Annotated in this window: 17 protein-coding genes; 13 read left to right on the top strand and 4 right to left on the bottom strand. The window is 67.1% G+C overall.

The genetic code is table 11. The features are described 5' to 3' along the window. Positions 1-166 precede the first annotated feature (166 nt). The 7 genes from ACYQ3G_RS14285 to ACYQ3G_RS14255 are packed head-to-tail and all read left to right on the top strand — an operon-like array spanning position 167 to position 10,398. The gene (locus ACYQ3G_RS14285; protein ID WP_459826703.1) at positions 167-589 is read left to right on the top strand and encodes a universal stress protein; all 423 of its coding nucleotides are present in this window, start codon (positions 167-169) and stop codon (positions 587-589) included. 10 nt (positions 590-599) lie between these two features. Further along, entirely contained in the window at positions 600-1,535 is a 936-nt protein-coding gene (locus ACYQ3G_RS14280; RefSeq protein ID WP_028576774.1) for a sulfite exporter TauE/SafE family protein, read from the top strand. A gap of 1 nt (position 1,536) precedes the next feature. Then, a complete protein-coding gene (locus ACYQ3G_RS14275; RefSeq protein ID WP_459826700.1) occupies positions 1,537-2,304 on the top strand; it encodes a TIGR02186 family protein in 768 nt (255 codons plus the stop codon). A gap of 14 nt (positions 2,305-2,318) precedes the next feature. Continuing rightward, positions 2,319-4,838 carry a PEP/pyruvate-binding domain-containing protein gene (locus ACYQ3G_RS14270; RefSeq protein WP_459826698.1) on the top strand — a complete coding sequence of 840 codons (2,520 nt, stop codon included), beginning with the start codon at positions 2,319-2,321 and terminating at the stop codon, positions 4,836-4,838. Further along, the gene (locus ACYQ3G_RS14265) at positions 4,828-5,262 is read left to right on the top strand and encodes a response regulator (RefSeq protein WP_028576777.1); all 435 of its coding nucleotides are present in this window, start codon (positions 4,828-4,830) and stop codon (positions 5,260-5,262) included. The genes ACYQ3G_RS14270 and ACYQ3G_RS14265 overlap by 11 nt, the downstream gene beginning before the upstream one ends. A 58-nt stretch (positions 5,263-5,320) precedes the next feature. Further along, positions 5,321-7,723 carry a PEP-utilizing enzyme gene (locus tag ACYQ3G_RS14260; RefSeq protein WP_459826696.1) on the top strand — a complete coding sequence of 801 codons (2,403 nt, stop codon included), beginning with the start codon at positions 5,321-5,323 and terminating at the stop codon, positions 7,721-7,723. Then, on the top strand, positions 7,720-10,398 hold the full coding sequence (locus tag ACYQ3G_RS14255; protein ID WP_459826694.1) for a PEP/pyruvate-binding domain-containing protein: 2,679 nt from the start codon (positions 7,720-7,722) through the stop codon (positions 10,396-10,398). Before ACYQ3G_RS14260 ends, ACYQ3G_RS14255 begins: the two co-directional genes overlap by 4 nt. Here ACYQ3G_RS14255 and ACYQ3G_RS14250 read toward each other — a convergent pair. Both ACYQ3G_RS14250 and ACYQ3G_RS14245 read right to left on the bottom strand, forming a co-directional pair. Continuing rightward, positions 10,389-11,066, bottom strand: a complete 678-nt coding sequence (locus tag ACYQ3G_RS14250) for a metallophosphoesterase family protein (protein WP_459826692.1) — start codon at positions 11,064-11,066, stop codon at positions 10,389-10,391. The two genes, ACYQ3G_RS14255 and ACYQ3G_RS14250, sit on opposite strands and share 10 nt — an antisense overlap. Then, positions 11,063-12,670 (bottom strand): ATP-binding protein, encoded by a 1,608-nt coding sequence (locus tag ACYQ3G_RS14245; RefSeq protein WP_459826690.1) that lies wholly within the window; start codon positions 12,668-12,670, stop codon positions 11,063-11,065. The genes ACYQ3G_RS14250 and ACYQ3G_RS14245 overlap by 4 nt, the downstream gene beginning before the upstream one ends. A 242-nt stretch (positions 12,671-12,912) precedes the next feature. Here ACYQ3G_RS14245 and ACYQ3G_RS14240 point away from each other — a divergent pair, with 242 nt between their 5' ends. From ACYQ3G_RS14240 to ACYQ3G_RS14230, 3 genes are all read left to right on the top strand, one after another. Then, entirely contained in the window at positions 12,913-13,488 is a 576-nt protein-coding gene (locus ACYQ3G_RS14240) for a thermonuclease family protein (RefSeq protein WP_459826688.1), read from the top strand. A 203-nt stretch (positions 13,489-13,691) separates the two neighbouring features. Beyond that, a complete protein-coding gene (locus tag ACYQ3G_RS14235) occupies positions 13,692-14,879 on the top strand; it encodes a putative sulfate/molybdate transporter (protein WP_459826686.1) in 1,188 nt (395 codons plus the stop codon). A 47-nt stretch (positions 14,880-14,926) separates the two neighbouring features. Then, positions 14,927-15,778, top strand: a complete 852-nt coding sequence (locus ACYQ3G_RS14230) for an amino acid kinase family protein (protein ID WP_459826684.1) — start codon at positions 14,927-14,929, stop codon at positions 15,776-15,778. Between the two features lie 169 nt (positions 15,779-15,947). On the opposite strand, the gene ACYQ3G_RS14225 is transcribed toward ACYQ3G_RS14230, so the two are convergent. Then, on the bottom strand, positions 15,948-16,169 hold the full coding sequence (locus tag ACYQ3G_RS14225; protein WP_459826682.1) for a hypothetical protein: 222 nt from the start codon (positions 16,167-16,169) through the stop codon (positions 15,948-15,950). Between the two features lie 64 nt (positions 16,170-16,233). Between ACYQ3G_RS14225 and ACYQ3G_RS14220 the strand changes: the two genes are divergently transcribed. The 3 genes from ACYQ3G_RS14220 to ACYQ3G_RS14210 are packed head-to-tail and all read left to right on the top strand — an operon-like array spanning position 16,234 to position 18,802. Then, the gene (locus ACYQ3G_RS14220) at positions 16,234-16,629 is read left to right on the top strand and encodes a PadR family transcriptional regulator (RefSeq protein ID WP_459826680.1); all 396 of its coding nucleotides are present in this window, start codon (positions 16,234-16,236) and stop codon (positions 16,627-16,629) included. Next, positions 16,626-18,635, top strand: coding sequence for a monovalent cation:proton antiporter family protein (locus ACYQ3G_RS14215; RefSeq protein ID WP_459826678.1), 2,010 nt, complete (start codon positions 16,626-16,628; stop codon positions 18,633-18,635). Before ACYQ3G_RS14220 ends, ACYQ3G_RS14215 begins: the two co-directional genes overlap by 4 nt. Then, positions 18,632-18,802, top strand: coding sequence for a transposase (locus ACYQ3G_RS14210; protein WP_156902458.1), 171 nt, complete (start codon positions 18,632-18,634; stop codon positions 18,800-18,802). Before ACYQ3G_RS14215 ends, ACYQ3G_RS14210 begins: the two co-directional genes overlap by 4 nt. An 89-nt stretch (positions 18,803-18,891) precedes the next feature. Here ACYQ3G_RS14210 and ACYQ3G_RS14205 read toward each other — a convergent pair whose 3' ends face one another. Next, positions 18,892-20,418 carry a DUF4139 domain-containing protein gene (locus tag ACYQ3G_RS14205; protein WP_459826675.1) on the bottom strand — a complete coding sequence of 509 codons (1,527 nt, stop codon included), beginning with the start codon at positions 20,416-20,418 and terminating at the stop codon, positions 18,892-18,894. Between the last annotated feature and the right edge of the window lie 52 nt (positions 20,419-20,470).

The raw sequence follows: 20,470 nt of genomic DNA, 5'->3' as shown, positions 1-20,470 counted from the left end.
ATTTTGAAACAAGGTGACTTTGTGAATAACATGTCATGTTTCATAATGAAATAAGAAAAAGCGCCTGGCGCGTATTTTTATTCGTAACTATCTGATTTATTGACGATAGAAAATAGATTCTTCCCAGGCATCAAGCTTGCTTTGTCGTCGGCAATGAGAGGAACCCATGGAAAACATTCTCGTTGCCATCGACGCTAAGCACAACGCCTGGGAGGCGCTTTCGCGCGCCTGCTCCCTGGCCCTGCGCGTCCATGTGCACGTGAACGTGCTGCTCGTCATTCCGCCACAGTCGCGGAACCTGTCCTATACCGAAGCGCAACTGGAGACCACGGTCAGGGAGCGCCTCGAACTCATGCTGGAGGTCTTCAAGGCCGAAGGCGTCCGCATCAACTATTTCGTCACGGAGGGCGTCTATGAGGAAGAGGTGATCGCCTTTACGCAGAACAACAGAGTCACGTTGCTGGTGTACGAAGCCACCGACGGGGACACGCGCAGCGCGGACGGGGAGTGCGCCTCCCTGAAGGCCATCCGGCATCGCGTCGCCTGCAGGGTGGAAGTCGTGGCCCCGATCAAACATACATTCAACTGAAGAGGAGCGTATGGACCTGTCCTTCAACCTGTATCTGCCCATTGCCGGGAACAGCGTGAACGTGCTCGTCATCCTGGGACTCGGGGGCGCCGTCGGGCTTCTGTCCGGCATATTCGGCGTGGGCGGCGGATTTCTCATGACCCCGCTGCTGATGATGTTCGGTATCCCGCCGACCGTGGCCGCGGCCTCGGACTCCAACCAGATCGTCGGGGCTTCGACCTCCGGCACCTTCGCCCATTTCCGCATGGGCAACGTGGACATCAAGATGGGTCTCCTGCTGCTGGTCGGCGGCATCGCCGGCGGCAGCGTCGGCGTACAGATCATCAAGGTGCTGCGACAGCTCGGCAACGCGGACTTCCTGATCAGCCTGACCTACGTGCTCATGCTCGGGTTCGTGGGCGGCTACATGTTCCTGGAGAGCCTGCAGTCCATGCGCGCTTCCGGGCAGCCCAAGGCCGAGTCCAAGTCCAAGCCCGAATCCGGCTACGCCAGGATGCTCCGCAGCATGCCCCTGCAGATGGACTTCCCGCGCTCGGGCATCCGCATCTCCCTGCTCATGCCGCTGGTCCTTGGCACCCTGGTCGGCGTGCTGGCGGCCATCATGGGCGTGGGCGGCGGCTTCATCATGGTGCCGGTCATGGTCTACCTGCTGCGCATGCCCATGCACGTCGTGGTCGGGACCAGCCTGTTCCAGATCCTGTTCACCTGCATCAACGTGACCATCATGCAGGCCTCCCAGAACCACACCGTGGATTTCGTCCTGGCCCTGCTGCTCCTGCTGGCGTCCTCCGTCGGCGCCCAGGTCGGCGCCAAGCTCGGCAAGAAGCTCGGCGGCGAACAGTTGAAGATCCTGCTGGCCTCGCTGGTGCTCCTGGTCATGGTCAAGATGCTCTACGATCTGCTCGCCAGGCCCGATGTGCTTCTGGCGTACATGGGAGGACATTGATATGCGTGCTTCTTTGCTTAAATTCGTCTGCATCTCCCTGCTGCTCGGCCTGGTGGCCGCGGGGAGCGCGCATGCGGCCGGTCAGGTCGAGCTGACGTCTTCGCCGGACGAGATCCTGATGGACGCCCTGTACGACGGGACGACCCTGCGCGTGTCCGGCGAGGTTCCGGCCGGGAGCGACGTGGTGCTGCGTCTCGTCGGTGCGCCGCAAACGCTGCACCTGCGCGAGAAAGGAAAGGTTTTCGGATTGTTGTGGATGAATGTCGGCACCGTGGAATTCGAGAACGTGCCCGGCGTCTACCTCGTGGCGGCCTCCAGGAGCTTTGACGACCTGGGCGCTGCCGGGGCCGCCCTGCGCGTCGGCGGCCTGCACGAGAGCATCGAGCAGCAGCACCCTGCGGCCGCGGACGAACTGGATGCCGTGACCGAACTGCTGCGCCTGAAAATCGGGAACGGCCTCTACGCCGAATCCGCGCAGCAGGTTCAGTTCGCGGAAGACAAGGACGGAGTCCGGGCTTTCACCGCGAGCCTGGCCATTCCTTCGGCCCTCAGTCCCGGCGAGTATACCCTGGAGGCCTTGGCGGTTCAGGACGGCGCCGTGCTCGACACCGCGTCCATGCCCGTCAGGGCGAAGCTCGTCGGACTGCCCGCCTGGCTCAGCCACATGGCCTTCGACAACGGCCTGCTGTACGGCGTCCTGGCCACGGTCATCGCCATCCTGAGCGGGCTGGCCATCGGGCTGGTCTTCCAGAGCAAGGGCGCGCACTGATCCGGAGCCCCATCATGTCCAATCTGTTCGGAAACGTGTTCGCCTTCTGGCGCCCCAAACCCAGGCAGCTCCCGTTCGCGGTGCTGTTCAAGAAGTTCCAGCACATCCTGGAGCGCAACAACCGCATCCTCGAACTCATGGCCGACATGGGGGACAAGCTGGGGGGCGAATACGTTTTCGACAGGCGTTACATCGAGCAGACCACGGAGCAGATGGGCGACCACGTCTTCAAGCTCATCTCCGACCTGAGCGTGCTGACGCAGCGCAAGAACGTGGACCTGTTCATGGCCTTCGAACGCATCCGCAACCTGCTCTGGCAGGAGCTGGCCGGCCGGCCGCAGGTGGAGGGCGACGCCTACATCCTGGAACTGCGGGACGTCGGCCACGACCAGATCGAACAGGTCGGCGGCAAGATGGCCCACATCGGCGACATCAGGGGCCGTCTCGGACTGACCGCGCCGGAGGGTTTCGTCATCACCTCCCGCGCCTTTTTCGATTTCATGAACGCCGCGGGGCTGCTGGAACGCGCCCGCAAGGGCATCGCGGCCTGGGACGGCGAAGACGCCGCGGCCCTGGACGAACTGGCCGCCGACATGCGCCGCCGCATCCTCGACGCCCCGCTGCCGCGGGGGCTGGCCCGCGATGTCGGGTCCGCGGCCGCGCGGCTCGTGGCCGGCCGGGACGGGCTGGACGCGCTGATGGCCGTGCGCAGCAGCGCCTGGCACGAGGACGGCGAATCGAGTTTCGCGGGGCAGTACGCCTCGGCGCTGGACGTGGTTCCGGACCGCGTCATGGAGGCCTACCGCGAGGTGGTGGCCAGCGCCTATTCGGCCACGGCCTGGAGGTACCGCATCATGCGCGGCTACCGCGAGCACGAGGTGTCCATGGCCGTCGGCTGCCAGCTCATGGTCCGCGGGCGGGTCAGCGGCGTGCTCCATTCGTACGCCCCGGCCGCCGACGAGGTCATGGCCGTGGACGCGGCGCGCGGCGGGTGCCGGACCGTCGTCGACGGCAGCGGCCCGGCGGTCTCCATGCTCGTCGAGCGGATGGAACCCCACGCGATCCGCGCCGTGAGCCCGCAGAACGACGGGCCGGACGAGGAGCCGCTTCTGACCGCGGCCCAGGCGCAGGAACTGGCGGACGCCGCCCTGGCCATCGAACGGTACTACAAGCGCCCCCAGGACATCGAGTGGTCCTTCGACGTGCGCGGGACGCTGCACATCCTGCAGACCCGCCCCCTGCGCGTGACCACGACCGGCGCGGAAAATCCGGCCGCGGCCGAAACGGTCCCATGGGACGCGGAGGTGATCTTCGAGGGCCGGGGCCTGGTGGCGCAGCGCGGCGTGGCATCGGGCCCGGTACGCCTGGTCCGCTCCGACGCCGACCTGGAGAGTTTTCCCGCCGGGGCCATCCTCGTGGCCCGGCACACCTCGCCGCGCTATTCCCGCGTCATGCGCCAGGCCCGCGGCATCATCACCGACGTCGGCTCGCCCACCGGGCACATGTCCACCATCGCCCGCGAGTTCCGCGTGCCGACGCTGGTCAACGCGGGCGTGGCCACCGAGATGCTGCGCGAGGGCGAGGAGATCACCCTCGACACGACCCGCAACGCGGTCTTCCGGGGGCGCATCGGCGCCGCGGACCGCTTCGAGCTGACCGAGGACGACGCTTTCGAGGATTCCTACGAGTACCGGCTGCTGCGGCGCCTGCTCAAGCACATCGCGCCCCTCAACCTCGTGGACCCGCACGGGGAGAATTTCGTGCCTTCGGCCTGCCGGACCTTCCATGACATCACCCGTTACATCCACGAGAGCGCGGTGGAGGCGCTGATCCACCTGAGCGAGCGGCGCGGCGCGGCCGACCTGTCCTCGCCTCGGCGCCTGCTGACGTCGGCCCCGCTGGGCCTGCTGCTCGTGGACGGCGGCGACGGGGTCGAGTGTCCGCCCGAATCCGAGACCGTCCGGCCGGATCAGGTCGTCTCGGTTCCCCTGCGGGAGTTTTTGGCCGGCATGGACGCCTGCGGCACGTGGTGCACGGAGCCCGTGTCCGTGGACCTGGGCAGCTTCATGGCCAGCGTGACCCGCACCTTCAGCGCCTCCCTGGCCGGTCCCGAGGCCGTGGGCCGCAACCTCGTGGTCGTGCTCCGCAACTACATGAATCTCAACATGCGGCTCGGGTATCATTTCAACATCATCGACGCGTACTGCAGCGACGAGCTCAACGACAACTACATCTATTTCCGCTTCCTGGGCGGCGTGACGGACTTCATCCGCCGTTCCAGGCGCGCCAGGTTCGTGGCCGAGGTGCTCGAACGCTACGATTTCCGGGTTGAAATCCATGGCGACCTCGTCGTAGGCAGGGTCAAGAAGCTGGACGCGGCCCGCATGGCCCGTCGTCTGCGCATGCTCGGCGGCCTTGTCGGCTATGCGCGCCAGCTCGACGCCCGGCTGCACAGCGAGCGGGACGTGGCCCGGCATGTCCGGGCCTTCCTGGAGGCCATGCGCGATTCCATCGGAGGTGAACATGAGGAGTGAAACGGAACAGGACGGCGCGCGGCTGCGCATTCTGGTGCTCGACGACGAGCCCATCGTCTGCAAGCGGCTCAAGCCGGCCTTCCAGAAGGCCGGATACGACGTCGAAACCTTCACGGACAGCGCCGGCGCCCTGGCCCGGCTGCGCGAGGCGAGCTTCGACATCGTCATCACCGACCTGAAGATGGAGGGGGCCGACGGCATGCAGGTGCTGTCCGGCGCGCTGGAATCGTCGCCGCGGACCCGGGTCATCGTCATCACCGGCTTCGCCACCCTGGAGACGGCCAAGGAGTCGTTCCGTAAGGGCGCCTTCGATTTCGTGGCCAAGCCCTTCAAGCTCGGCGACATCGTGGACTGCGTCAAACGCATCGAGGGTGAACTGCGCGACGGCAAGGACCGGTCCGCATCCCCGATCCGCATCGCATGAGGAGCGAGCGCCCTTGAAACGATCCGGCATCTTCAGACGGCGGGGGAAAACGCCGGAAATGAGCGTCTGGCGACTGCAGGCGCTGTTCCACAATTTCAAGGCCATCCTCGAACTGAACAACACGGCCCTGGCCGGCATGGCCGAAATGGAGCAGGCCCTGGGCGGCGAGTACATCTTCGACCGGCCCTACCTGGAAGACTCCGTGCGCCGCGTCTCGTCCCTGGTGCACCACGCCGTCTACTGCCTGAACGCCCTGACGGGCAACGCCTACGTCCCCCTCTACGACCGCTATCAGGACATCCTGGCCGTCCTGGACGCCATCCTGGCCGGAGGCAACTCCGGCCGCGCCGGCGCGCCGGTCCTCGCCCTGGAGGACATTGGCTGGGAGCTGGAGCCCCTGGTCGGCATCGAGGCCGTCTGCCTGGCCGAACTGGGGCGCCACGCGGGAGTGCGCGCGGCGCGCGGTGCGGTGCTTACGACGGTCGGTGTGGACGCGCTGCTGGGGCGGGTCGGGACGCCGGTCGAGACTTCGGCGGCGCGGGAGACGACCGAGTCGTCCCTGGCGGCGGCGTTGCAGGCCATGGGCGAGGAGCGAAGCGTGCTCCTTGTCGCCGGCGTGCGCGCCGGAGGGGATTTCGTCGAGGATGTCGGGGATCTGCCCGGGGACCTTTTCACGTTCGAGGCGGACCACGGCCCGGAAGGGAGTCTGCCCGCCGCGCTGGAACTCGTTCGGCGCATCGAACGGGAGGCGCGGGCCTGCCCGGGGCCGCTGGCGGTGCTCGTGCTGTCCGTGCCGACAGCGGACGTGAGCGGGGCGGTTCGCACCCGCGCCCAGGACGAGCCGGAGATGTTGCATGTGGAGGCCCGTCAGACCGGAGCGGGCAACGATGCGTTTTTCCTGCGGCGTGTCCACCCCTTCGACATGGTCCGGTCGGAGATCACGCCGCGCCAGGGCGGCAGGCGCTTCGCCGACGGCCGGCGGGCCACGGACGCCGTGAGCCGCTCCATGGGCCGCGGTTCGGCCCTGATCCCGCCGTCGGCCCTCAAATCCCTGGCCGAGACGGCCATGACCCTGGAACGCATGTTGGGCGTGCCGGTCGAGGCGCAGTGGCGCGAGGCCGCCGGGGAGGCGTGTGTCATCTGCCGCGTCAGCCCCCGGCCCGTGCGCCTGGAGGCGCCTTCGGACGGCGAACTGGCCGAGGAGATGGCCCGCGCCACGGTGCTGGCCAGGGGCGGCCAGCTCGTGCAGTCGGGCGTGGCCGCCGGCCTGGCCGTGCATGTGCGCGAGAACACTGCGCCCGCGGACTTCCCGCTCGGCGCCGTGGCCGTGGCCAGGACGGCCTCGCCCCGCCTGACGCCCGTGCTGCGCATGGCCTCGGCCGTGGTCACGGAGTACGGCACCGCCGCCGGCCACCTGGCCACCGTGGCCCGCGAACTGCGTCTGCCGGCCGTCTTCGGGCTGGCCGACGCCACACGCCTCATCCCCGACGGCCGCAGCGTGACCGTCGACGCGGGCGAAGGCGTGGTCTACGACGGTGTCCTGGACTCCCTTCTGCGCCACGGCGCGGCCGGCGACCTGAGCCCGACGGATCCGGAATACCGGACCCTGCGCCGCCTGCTGCGCTTCATCATGCCCCTGCACCTGGTCAACCCCGCAGCGCCCGGCTTTTCGGTCCAGGGTTGCCGCACCATGCACGACATCCTTCATTTCTGCCACGACCGCGCCGTGGACGAACTGGCTCATTTCCAGGAGCGGCGGCCCGGCCTCGGAGCCATCCGTTCGCGTCGCCTCCATGCGGGGGTGCCTCTGGACATGCGGGTTCTCGACGTCGGCGGGGGTGTGGACCCCGCGGCCGGGGACGAGGTCGGCGTGGACGACGTGCGCTCGGTTCCCTTCGAGATCTTCCTGCGTGGCCTGAACCGGCCGGCGGCTTGGGATGACGGCGCCTCGGCCCTGGGCCTGGGCGACATCATGGCCAACATGCCCCGGACCATGGGCATGCTCGAAGGTGGGACCGAGGCCCAGGGCGCCTCGCTGGCCGTCGCCGGGGCGGACTATCTCAATCTGAGCCTGCGCATGGGCTACCATTTCAGCGTGGTCGACGCCTATCTGGGCCCGGAGCAAAGCCGCAACTACGTCTACTTCCGCTTCGCCGGCGGGCTGGCCGCGGGAAAGCGCCGCGAGCGCCGGGCCCGTTTCATCGCCCTGGTCCTCGAACGCATGGACTTCCTGGTCACGCGCGAGGCCAACCTCGTGGTCGGGCGCCTCAAGCTGGCCGAGGACGACAGCCTGCGTGCGGCCCTGGAGACCCTCGGTGCCCTGACCGCCTACTGCCGGCAGATGGACACGGTCATGGGCGACGAGGGGGACGTCGGGCGCATCCTCGACGATTTTTCCGCGCGGTTCATGCCTCCCCCTGTTTCGGACGAGCCTGTCGAGACGGCCGAGGCGACGACGTGAACCCGTGGCGCCTGATCGTCGACCGCTGGCGCGCCCGCCGGGCCGAGCGGGAGGAGTTGGCCCTGAACGAGGTCAAGGCGCGCTATCACGCGTTTCGCGTGTTTCTGGAGAACAACGGCCGGGCCCTGGAACTGGTCATCGACCTGGACCGCGTCCTGGCCCGCGGCGAAGACGAGGAATTGTCCCCCCTGGCCGAGGAGCTCCTGGCCGTGACCCTCGAACTGGTCGACGGCCTCAATCTCCTGTCCGCCGACGCCCATGAGGAACTCTACGCCCTGCACGGCCGCATGTCCGGCGACGTGCGCGAGAGCCTGGCGGCCCTGGCGAGCCTGCCGCGCCACGCGGCGCCCTGCCTCCCCCTGGACGCGGTCGACCCGTCCGCGCACCGTCTGGCCGGGAGCAAGGCCGCCAATCTGGCCACCCTGCGGCGCATGGGCCTGCCGGTGCCCGACGGATTCGTCTGCACGGTGCGGGCCTGCCGCAGGTTTCTGCAGCAGGGCGGGATCGAGGCCGGGGTCAGGAGGGCCATGGGCGACGTGGAGGCCGGGCGGGCCGGTTTTGCGGAAGCGGCCGCGGCCATCCGGGAGATGATCCTGGCCGCACCCCTGCCGCCCGATCTGGCCGGGGCCCTGTCGGCCTGTCATCGCGCAATGGGCGCGGCCGTTGCGAACGGTGCGGCCGTTGCGAACGGTGCGGCCGTCTCGGTGCGCAGCAGCGGCGTGGCCGAGGACACGGCGGCCCATTCCTTTGCCGGTCAGTATACGTCGGTCCTCAACGTCGTCGGGGACGAGGCGCTTTTCGACGCCTTCCGCGAGGTCGTGGCCAGCGGCTTCGGGGCCCGGGCCATGGCCTACCGGCAGCGCATCGGCATGGACCCGGCGGCGTTCGACCTGGCCGTGCTCGTGCAGGGCATGGTCCGGGCCCGTGCGGCCGGGGTGCTCATGACCCGCGATCCGGGGCGCCCTGGCAGCGGACGCATGCTCGTAAGCGCCGTGCCCGGCCTGGGGACCCTGGCCGTGGGCGGCGCGGCCCCCGCGGACCTGTACCGGCCCAGGCGTTCGGACGCCCCCGAGGGAGAAGGGGAGGGGGAGGTCTTCGTCGCCGGCAAGACCGTGCGCGAGGTGGCGGACGGGGCGGGCGGGTTGCGCCAGGAGGAGGTGCCCGAAGCCGAGCGGGAGGTGGCGCTCCTTTCCCCGGAGCAGGTCGGTCGCCTCGCGCGCTTCGGCGAGATGGTCGAAAACCTGTACGGCATGCCCCAGGACATCGAGTGGGCCCTGGACGAGGACGGGAATATCCATCTGCTGCAGGCCCGGCCCCTGCGCGTCGCCGGCGGGGGCGCCGCTCCGGCCGGCCCCCTGGCCGAGCCCCTGGTCACGGGCATGTGCGCCGGCGCCGGCAAGGCCGTGGGTCGAGTCCTGCCGGTGCGCGGCGCGGCGGAACTCGAGGAGGTTGTCGCGGCCATGCCCGAGGCCGAAGACGGGACGCGCGTCCTGGTTCTGCCCCAAAGCATGGTCGAGGCCTCGCCGCACCTGGCCCGCTTCGCCGGCCTCGTCGTCGACGAGGGCAACCCCACGGACCATCTGTCATGCATCGCGCGTGAGCTCGGCCTGCCCATGATCACCGGCGCGGCCGGGGCGACGCGGACCTTGCAGGCCCGGCAGTGGGTGGTGCTGGACGCGGACAACGGCCAGGTGACCGAGGCCTCGCCCGAGTTGTGGTCCGCCTTCCCCGCGCAGGGCGGACGGACGCGTGGCGCGGCCCAGGACGGCTCCGCGCGGTGCACCCTGGACCCGTCGCGGGAGACGCTGCGCAGCCGGGTGGCGCCGCTGAACCTGACCGACGCCTACGGCCCGACCTTTTCCCTGGCCCAGTGCCGTTCCCTGCACGATCTCATCCGCTACACGCACGAGATGGCCGTGCTGGCCATGTTCCACGCCGGGGACATGGTCATGGAGGAGGCGGGCGGGCTGCTCCATCCTCTGGACATCGGCGTGCCCTTTCATTTCCTGGTGGTCGACGTGGGCGGCGGGCTGCGGCGCGACGCCCCTGCGTCCGGGGTCCGGTGGGGCGGCCTGCGGCGTCGGGTCCTCGGCCCCGGCGACATCCTCTCCCGGCCCCTGGCCGCCCTGTGCGAAGGCCTGACCACGCCCGGCCTGTCCTGGCATCCGGGGGCCGTGGGCGCGGCCCTGTCGGGGCTCTTCTCGCGCAACATGCTCGACGCGGCCTCGGCCCGCCCAGTGGGCTCCTTCAACTATGCCCTGGCCGCCAGGGACTACCTCAATCTCAACAGCCGCGTCGAATACCACTTCGCCATGCTCGACGCCGTGTGCGGGGGGAGCGCCCAGGCCAACTATGTGCGTTTCCGCTTCAAGGGCGGAGGCACGAGCGCCGAGCGCACGAGCCGCCGCGCGCTCTTCCTGCGCGAGGTGCTCGAAGAGAGCGGGTTCGTCACGTCCGTGAAGGGCGATCTGGTCACGGCCTCCCTGACCGGCGCCGGCCGGGAGGCCGTCAGGGCCAGGCTGGTCATGCTCGGCCGCCTGATCGGCTTCAGCCGGTGCCTGGACGCGGTCATGCGCGACGACGGCACGGCCCATCGTCTGGCACGCGGCTTCCTGGACGGGGTCTACGACTCGGCCAAGATTCTCGACGGGGACGAGGGGGGCGGTCAGGCGTGATGAAAGCGCATGGCCGGCAGTTCCAGGGCGGTGAGCATGTTCCCGTAGACCGCGCCGGTGTCGATGCCGATGCGGTCGGGACGGACCAGCGGCGTGGCGAAGGCCGTGTGGCCGAAGATCACCAGCTGGTCTGAACCCGTCGGCGTTTCCCCGGCCAGGCGCCGGCTGGCCAGGAGCTGGTCCGCGGCGGGAGAGTGGCCCTTCCGGGCGGTCCCCGCATCGCCGGCCAGGGGACAGGCGTCGGCGTGCACGAAGAGGTACGGCCCGCTGGCCCAGGACATGCGCAGGGAGCCCAGGAATTCCCGGTGGGAGTCGGGCAGGAAGGACAGGCCCTGCAGGTCGCGCATGGCCGCGCCGTAGCTGGCCAGGGTCGCCTCGACGCCCATCTCGTGCAGGAGCCTGAGCCTGTCGATGTCGCCGTCGGCGGCGTATTCCAGCAGCATCTCCTCGTGGTTGCCCATCAGGAACACGGCGCGCGGGCAGCGGGAGCGCAGGTCCAGGAGCGTCTCGATGACCCCGCGCGAGTCAGGCCCTCTGTTGACGTAATCCCCGAGAAAGACCAGCGCGTCCTGTTCCAGGTCCAGGGGCAGGCGTTCCAGGAGCATGGTCAGCCTGGCGTTGCAGCCGTGGATGTCGCCGATGGCGAAGATGCGCCGCGCCGTGCTCACGGGAGCCTCCCTGCCGGCAGGGTGAAGGTGAAGACGCTGCCTCCGTCCTGGCCGTCCTCGACCCAGATCCTCCCGCCGTGGGCGCGCACAATCTGGCTGCAGATGGCCAGGCCCAGCCCCGTCCCGCCCGGCTTCTCCCCCCGTCCCGACGACGGCGCCGTGTGGAACTTCTTGAAGATGGCCTCCCTGTCCTCGGCCCCGACTCCCGGTCCCTGGTCCCTGACCCTGATCTGGACTTCCCCCTCCGTGCAGACGACCTCGAAAGTCACCGTCCCTCCCGGCGGGGAGTACTTGACGGCGTTGTCCGTGAGATTGACCAGAACCTGCTCGATGCGCTCCAGGTCCATGCGCGCGGGCATGGGGCCGGTCTGGTCGAAGCGCAGTCGCACGTTCCGCTCCTCGGCCTGCTGGGCCATGATCTCGACCACCTCGGCCACCAGTTCGGACAGGTCGGCCGTGGCGAAGTTCCATTGCACCTTGTCCGCCTCGATGCGCGTGATGTCGAAGATGTCCGTGACCAGATGCACCAGGCGGCGCAGGTTCTTGTCCATGATCTGCAGGTAGTCCTGCCTGTCGGAGGCGGTCTCGGTTCGGCGCAGGTAGTCCAGGCCGCCGCGGATGGAGGTCAGGGGCGAGCGCAGTTCGTGGGACATGGTCGCCAGGAAATCCGTCTTGAGGCGGTCCAGGGTCTTCAGTTCCTCGTTGGCCAGGGCCAGTTCGCCCGTGGCGTTCCTGACCTTCTCCTCCAGCCGGAAACGGCTCTCCACCAGCTTGCCGCTCATGTCCTGGAGCGCCCTGCCCAGGCGGTCCATCTCGTCGCCGCTGCCGATGCGCACCTCGCCCGGAAACTCTCCGCGGCTGATGCCGTCGGCCACGGCCTCCAGACGCCCAAGGGGCTTGAGCACGAGGTGGCGGACCAGGAAGTAGAGGGTCAGGACCGTCAGGACGATGAGCGCCAGGGCCGAGGCAAAGAGCTGGGCCCGGCTGCGGCCGAGGGCGTCGAGCACGTGCTGGGCCGGCAGGAAGACGCTCAGACAGCCGCTGATGGTCCCGCTGGTGTAGTTCTTGTGGCAGGACAGGCAGGCCTCTTCGACGAGGAGGGGGGCGGAGTAGTGGAAGACGGCCTCGCCGTCGCCCCTGTCCAGGGCGTAGTACTCCTGGCTGCCGGTCTGGGCGAAGCTGCGGATGGCCTCCATCTCGAAGTCGTCGGGGCGGTTTTCGGGGTTCATGGGCGCCAGGCCGGCCAGGCGGAAGCGGTAGAGGTTCTGGCTGAAGGAGTAGAGGGACAGGCGCTTGGTGACCATGGACGGCGTGAAGCGCTGCAGGGTGCCGCGCTCCGTGGGCAGCAGGTCGGAATAGAAGCCCCCGCCGCCCTGGGCGCCGGGCGAGTCCTGGCGAATGAACACGCCCTGGCTGTCGGACACCCACTGCCTGGTCAGGATGATCTGGCGGGTCAGCACGCGGGCCTGGTTGATCATCTGCGTCCAGGCCTGCCGCTCCTCGGCCATGGCCTGCCAGAAGAAGATGATCCCCAGCAGCGGCACGACGATGCAGATGATGGACGAGACGAACTTGAGCTGCAAGGAGCCCTTGAATGCGCGCATGGTGAGCCCTCCGTCATGCACGATGGTCCGAGAATCGGCTGTTCGTCAATGGCTTGTTCTGCATTTCGGTCCGTTGTTTGCACCGGATCGATTCGTGCGCATCGGCGGGAAGAATTTGCAGCTGGAATGCAGGAGAAAGAACCGTTCCCTTTTTTCTGACATGGGTTGATGTGTTTGTGATATTTACTGTTTCCTGCAAGATGCATGTTGGCAAAATTTTGTCTAAAGCGTGCGGGGGTACCATGTGCAGACGCAGTCGAAATTTTGGAATGACCGCTTGTTTGTCTCAATCGCCTTCGTTTAAACCGTGGGTTGTGTCGCAATTCATGGCATGCATCTTTTTTCTTCTTGTTCTTTTTTTTCTCGCTGCAGGGAACGCAAACGCATGGAATGGCCGTGTTGTTAAGGTCTTGGACGGTGACACCGTAGAAGTCATGAATTGCAATGGGAAAATTGTGCGTATTCATTTGTATGGTGTCGAGGCCCCGCGTAAGTCTCAGTATTTCGGCGATGAGTGTACGCAGTATTTTGCACGGCTCGTCGAAAGCAAGTCGATTCATGTTATCAACGTCGGGCGAGATCTGCTTGGCCGCATGCGTAGCATGGTCTGGACCGAAGGGTTGAGCGTCAACGAAGAGATGGTTCGGGCCGGGTATGCCTGGGTCAGCAACCCGTTGGGCCTGTCGCCGTCCTGCGAAAAATGGATGGGGGTTCAGGTTGCCGCCATGGAGAGCAAGGCCGGATTGTGGCATGGCGTCCGGCAATGCCTGTCGAGGGGCCGCGTGCCGGACTTGCCGCCGAGTTGTCCGCTGTATTAGTGGTCGGGACAACCCATTCCCGGAGGTTCCCTCCGACCAGCCCGAAACGGTTGTTCGGAGGGTTTTTTCATGTGCGTGGATGCAATCGGAAAAGGCTTGACTTTGCCGTAGCAGGTGTGCATTTTATTGACACGATTTTTTTAAAAATAGTGTCTATTGCCACGTGATGTCGCCGGTCTCGTCGGAACGGGCAGGGAGGCAATGTGAAGTATCGCATCAACAGGTTGGAAATCGCGGGTTCTCTGGGAGATCTCGGGGTGCTCCTGCCCATCGCCGTGGGTATGGTCCTCGTCAATCATCTCCCTCCCGCCGGCGTCTTCATGGCCATAGGACTATACTACATCTTTTCCGGGATGTACTTCGGCGTGACCACTCCCGTGCAGCCCATGAAGGTCATCGGTTCGTATGGCGTGGCCATGGCCCTGTCCCCGGACGTCATCCAGGCGTCCACCCTCTGGGTCGGCATCCTCCTGTTGGCCATCGGAATGAGCGGAGCCATGAAGCAGATCACCCGCTTCGTGCCCAGGGTGGTCATCCGGGGAGTCCAGCTGTCCACTGGCGTGCTGCTCATGGCCCAGGGGGTCAGGCTCATCCTGGGTACGAGTTCCACCCAGGCCAAGGCCGGGCTGAGCGAACCCTTCCTGGCCGTGTCCGCCCTCGGGCCCCTGCAGCTGAGCTGGGTGTTCGGGGCCATCGCGGTCGTCCTGACGCTCTTTCTGATCAACAGCCGGCGCTTTCCCGCCGCGAGCAGCGTCGTGGGCTTCGGCTTCCTGATGGGCCTCCTGCTGGGCAATGGGCTGCCCTTGGACGGCCTGGGCCTGCATTTTCCCGACCTTTTCCCTACGGGCTTTCCGGACTGGGCGTCCTTCTCCACGGCCCTGCTCGTTCTGGCCCTGCCGCAGTTGCCCATGACTCTGGGCAACGCGGTCCTGGCCAACGAGGATCTGGCCAGGGAATATTTCGGTGAAGATGCCGCCAGGACCACCGGAAAGGCCCTGTGCATCAGCATGGGGCTGGCCAACATCGGCAGCTTCATCCTCGGCGGCATTCCCATGTGCCACGGCGCGGGGGGGCTGGCAGCCCACTACCGCTTCGGGGCCCGCACGGCTGGCTCCAACCTGTTCATCGGCGGGCTTTTCGTGCTCGTAGCCCTGTTCTTCGGCCCGCAGGCCCTGGCCATTGCCCAGCTCGTCCCCTTGTCCGTGCTCGGGGCACTGCTGGTCTTCGCTGGGGCGCAGCTGGCCATGACGGTCAGGGACATCACGGACCACAAGGAATACTTCGTCTGCATGGCCATGCTGGGCATAACCCTGGCATCCAATCTCGCTTTGGGTTATGTGGTCGGCATCGGCCTGTACCACCTGCTCAAGCGGGACATGTTCGACATCTAACGACCGACGCGCCCGGCCGCCCGGCCGTCGCGATACCGGAGGAAACCATGAGCAAACTCATCAAGGAAAAAGCGGAAACCGGCCGGCTGCACATCGACACCCCACTCATGGGGGAATCATTGGTCAGCAAGAAGTTCCTGGCCAAGACCGAGTCGGCGGAATACTTCCGCATGCACCCGGACGTGAACGTGCTCAAGATCGGCGGCCAGTCCATCATGGACCGCGGGTCCAAGGCGCTGTTCCCCATCATCGACGTGCTGCTCAAGGCCAAGGAGCAGCACAAGCTCCTGCTCATGACCGGCGGCGGCACCCGCGCCCGCCACGTCTACAACATCGGCGTTGACCTGGGCATGCCCACGGGCGTGCTGTCCAAACTCGGCGACAAGGTCTCGTCCCAGAACGCCGAGATGCTGGCGGTGCTCCTGGCCAAGGACGGAGGCGTGCGCATCGGCCACGGCGATCACCTGGAGCAGTTGACCATGTTCTGCCGCGAGGGCTACCTGCCCATAACCACGGGCATCCCGCCTTACGGCTTCTTCGAGCATCCGGCCGAATTCGGGTCCATCCCGCCGCATCGCACGGATTGCGGCGCCTTCCTGCTGGCCGAGAACATCGGGGCCAAGTCCCTCATCTACCTTAAGGACGAGCGCGGTCTGTACAGCGACGACCCCAAGAAGGCCAATAACATCGAAGAGCTCAAGTTCATCGACCGCATTTCGGTCTCAGACCTGATAGCCATGGACCTCGACGATCTCATCGTCGAACGCCCGGTCCTGACCTTTCTCAAGAATTCCAAGTGCCTCAAGGAGTTTCAGATCGTCGACGCCCTGCGCCACCCCGAGCACATTCTCGCCGCATTGAATGGCGAGCATGTCGGGACCATCGTCTACAAGGACTAGGGGCAGGCGCCATAAATTCCTTGTGGACTGCCCGGGACGCACACCGGGTCAAGAAAAAACGTTCACCAGGCTTGGCTCGGATCACGATAACCGGCACAAATAATAAAAAAACGGCCGCTTCCCATACCGGGGGCGGCCGTTTCCGTTCGCACTCTGCGCTTGGGCTGGACTAATCCTTATCCTTGTCCTTCTTTCCTTCCTTGCCCTCTCCGTCGCTGGGCAGGTAGACCACCTCGGCGCCGGTCAGGCGGGAAATTTCGTCCAGTTCGCATTTGCGGGCATGCTCCGCGTGGATCTTGATGTCGCCGGTGGTGCCGACCACGCGGAAGCGGGGGCGTTTTTCGCCCTTTTCGACCTTGCGTCTTTCACGTACAAAAATAAAGCTGCTCATGGGGCCTCCCTGGTTGGAGTTTTATTTGCTGTAATAAAAATATGTTCTCAAAGGATATATGTCAATGCGTGAAAAAGATACTGGAGCACGGCATGCCGGCGGCGCCAAGCCCGAGCGATACATCCAGCCGTCCATCCTCATGGCTCTCCTGGACGGGCCGTCCTACGGCTATCAATTGCTGCAGCGGTTGCCGGAATACGGCTTCCTGCGCGATGAGGTACCTCCGGGCATGATCTACCGCCATCTGCGCCAGATGGAGGAGGAGAAACTGGTCGAGTCCAGGTGGGAGGCCGAAGGGTCCGGACCGGCCAAGAGGGTGTACGTCATGACCGCTGAGGGCGGCGAGGTCCTTGAGGCCTGGGTGGCGCACATGGAGCGCAGGGCCAGGCGGCTCCAGGAATTCGCGGACAGCTACCGGCGGCGCGAGCCGCCGCCGCAGGGCTCAGGGAGCGCGACATGAGCGTCGAAATACCCATCCTGTCCGACGTGGTCATGATCTTCGGCCTGTCCAGCGCCGTGATCATCGCCAGCCACCGCTTCAAGATTCCCCCGGTCATCGGCTTCCTGCTGACGGGCGTCCTGGCCGGGCCCTACGGGCTGGGCCTCGTCGGCGCGGAGCAGGAGGTCGAGATCTTCGCCGAGATTGGGGTCATCCTGTTGCTGTTCGTCATCGGCATGGAGCTGTCCCTGGAGGAATTGCAGCGTCTCAGGAAACCGGTCTTCATCGGCGGCGCGGCCCAGGTCCTGCTGACCATCGTCGTCTTCGAGCTGCCCTTCATGGTCTTCGGGGTGGGGATCGGCAAGGCCGTCTTCATCGGCTTCCTGGCGGCGCTGTCGAGCACGGCCATTGTGCTCAAGCTCCTGGCCGAAAAGGCCCAGCTGGGCGCGCCCCACGGGCGCATCTCCCTGGGCATGCTCATCTTCCAGGACGTGGCCGTGGTGCCCATGATGCTGCTTGTGCCCTTGCTGGCCGGGGCGGGGGGCAACCCGTGGCTGTCACTGGGCGAGATGGGCCTCAAGGCGGCCCTGGTCGGCGGGGTCCTTTTCGTCGCCGCCAGGAAGCTCATCCCGCGCGTCCTGGAGGCCGTCATCCGCACGCGCAGCCGCGAGCTCTTCCTCATGACCACGCTGGGCCTGTGCTTCGCCATCGCCCTGCTGACGTCGAGCGTCGGCCTGTCCCTGTCCCTGGGCGCCTTCCTGGCCGGGCTCATCATGAGCGAGTCCGAGTACAGCCATTCTGCCCTGGAAGGAGTGCTGCCCTTCCGCGACGTGTTCACCAGCGTTTTTTTCGTGTCCATCGGCATGCTTCTGGACCCGGCCTTCGTGGTCACGCACCTGCCGCAGGTCCTGGGGCTGACCACGACCATCCTGGTCCTCAAGGCCGCCCTGGCCGCCGTGGCCGGACGACTCCTGGGCTATCCCTGGCACGTGGCCATCCTTGGCGGCCTGTGCCTGTGCCAGATCGGCGAGTTCTCCTTCGTCCTGGCCGGCGTGGGCATGGGCAGCGATCTGCTCAGCGCGGTGGAATACCAGTACTTCCTGGCCGTGGCCATAATGACCATGGCCGTGACGCCCTTCCTCATCGCCGCCGTCCCGGCCATCTCCGAGCGCCTGGTCAGGCTCATGCCTCCGGGCCTCAAGGCCGCGCCGCCCCGTGAGGCCGAGGCCGAAATGAGCGACCACCTCGTCATCGCCGGCTTCGGCCTGGGCGGGCACCATCTGGCCCGGGCCGCCAAGGCGGCGGGCATCCGCTACGTCGTCCTGGAAATGAACCCCGACACCGTGCGCCGGGAGCGGGCCAAGGGCGAGCCCATCCTCTACGGCGACGCGTCCCAGGCGGCGGTGCTGGAGCACATCAACGTGGCGGGGGCGCGCATTCTGGCCGTGGTCATCTCGGACCCGGCGGCCATCGGCCGCATCGTGGCCACGGCCCGGGCCCACAATCCGGCCCTGCACATTGTCGTGCGCACCCGTTTCGTCAGCGAGATAGAGCCCCTCATGCAGCTCGGGGCGCAGGAGGTGGTGGCCGAGGAATACGAGACTTCGGTGGAAATGTTCATCCGCGTCCTGTCGACGTACCTGGTGCCCAAGGCGGACATCGAACGTTTCGTGCGCGAGATCCGCGCCGAGGGCTACGGCATGCTGCGGCGCTCCATGCTGAACACGGCCGACGCCTACAGCCTGGACGGCGTCTGCTCGTCCTTCGGGGCCACGGTGCTGGCTGTGGCGCCCGGGGCGTTCGTCGAAGGCAGGAGCCTGGCCCAGACCCACCTGCGCAAGGAGCACGGACTGACCGTGGTGGCGGTGCAGCGGGACGGGAAGACGGTGCTCAACCCGGCAGCCGATTGGGTCTTCGCCGCCGGCGACAGGGCCCATGTCTTCGGCGAACAGAGCGTGATTTCGGACAAGGCGGGGCTTTTTCTCGGACACGGCGACGGGGCCGGGACCGGCCCGGGGGAGGCGTGATGTTTCTCGTCGAGATGGTGCGTAAACTGATGGGCAGGACGTTGGTCTGCCCGCACTGCGGGCACAGGCAGCAGGCTTCGGTCGACGACAGGCGCAGGGACCGCTGCGAGAAGTGCGGCGCGCCGCTGGCGCCGCCCAAGGATGAAGGCAGGGCACGGAGAGGCTGATTTTTCGATTTCCGCCGGTCCTGACGACAAACGCGCTCCCCCTCTGAACGAGGCGGAGCGCGTTTGCGCTTTCTGGCCGGCCCTGAAGCCTACCAGCGCCAGCCCGGATCTACGTGGAGGTCGTCGGGGGCCGTCATTTTCAGCCCCAGTTCGATGACGCTCTGACCTCCGGCCGGCACCGTGGCGTTCCAGGCCAGGATTTCCGGGTCGTCCTCGGCCAGGGGTTCGGGCTTGGCCGTCAGTTCCACACTGATGCGCTCGTCGCGGGGCAGGGGCCGGGGCTCCTCGATGCGGACCTGGACGGGTCGGGCGGCGGCGTTGCGCACGGTCAGGGTCCACTGGCGCACGAAGGACTGCTTCTGCCCGAAGAGGCCCTTCTCGCCGGTCTTCTTGTCGCCCAGCGTGGTCTCGCAGGTCAGCAACGGGTCGGTCCCGAAGAACAGCGTCCCCTCGCGTCCGGACAGGGCGAACTCGCGCTGGTCGACCATGGCGCCGTCCAGCAAGAAGAAGGCCGTGCCGGGCGGCAGTTCCTTGGGTTCCTTGAACTCGGCTCTGGCCTGGACAAAGGCTTTGGCGTCGAGGCTCGGACGCATGAGGTGCAGGAAGGAGGCCGGCCAGGAGCCGCGCTCGATGTCGATGATCCGCTCCGCGCCGGCGGGCAGGGACTTCTTGCCCATGTCCCAGGCCGCGTAGGTGGCGCGGCGGATTTCGCGGGGCGGGGCCGGCGCCGCCGCGACCATTTCGTCGGCCGCTCCGGCGCGCATCTCCATCATGGCCGGGGCGGCCATGGTCTTCTGAAAAATCTGCATGGGACGGATCTCCCAGGGCGGCAGATCCGAGGGCTCGGCCTGGGCCTCGGGCTGCAGGGTGGCCAGGAAGAGGCGCGCGTCCTTCCAGTCCTGGCCCGAGCGTTGCCAGACTTTGGCCTGCCAGGAGAAGTCGATCTTCCCGGCCGCAGGCAGGGCCTCCAGGCGGTAGAGCGGCGTCCAGCCGCAGTCGGCCAGGGTGTAGGAGTAGGCCACTTCGCCCGGGGCGTTGCCGGACACCAGCGCCGTGACCTCCCAGACCGTGCGCTGCCGGCCCGCGGCCGCGGCGATCTCCTCCTCGACCCTGGCGATCTTCCCGTTCAGGTCGGCGATGTTCCCTTCCAGGGCCTGGGCCTGCCGGGTTCCGTCGCGCAGGTTCGCGCCAAGCTCCGCCGCCAGCTCCCGCAGGGCGGCCACGGTCTGTTGGCCCGGCTCGGTCTGGGCCTTCCAGAAGGCCAGCCGGCCGCGCACGCCTTCAAGTTCGGCCGCGGCCGCATCACGCTGCGCCGTGAGTTCGTCCCGTTTGGCCAGCAGGGGGGCCAGGGCGGCCTGATCGGGGTCGTGGCGGGCCTTCCAGGTCAGGTCCGCGATGGACGCCGTGCCCGGCAGCTTGCTGAAGCGCAGGGTGGCCGGGTCTGCCCGTCCGGGCAGGGTCAGGGTGCAGGACGACAGGCCCCCGTCCGCCGGAGTGCACGACGGGGCCGACACTTCCTCCACCTGGGCCGAGGACGGGAAAAGCGTGACTTGGGTCGGCGCGGCCCAGGCCAGGGCGGGAAAGAGCAGCGCGATGATTGCGAGGAGTCTGGTCATGTGTCCTCCATGCGGCCGCGCAGTGTTGGCCGCAGCCGGAAAGCAAAAGGCC

Source organism: Desulfomicrobium salsuginis, from assembly GCF_054657795.1.
Note: the sequence above shows the minus strand (reverse complement) of the source record. Positions and strands in the feature narration are given on the sequence as shown.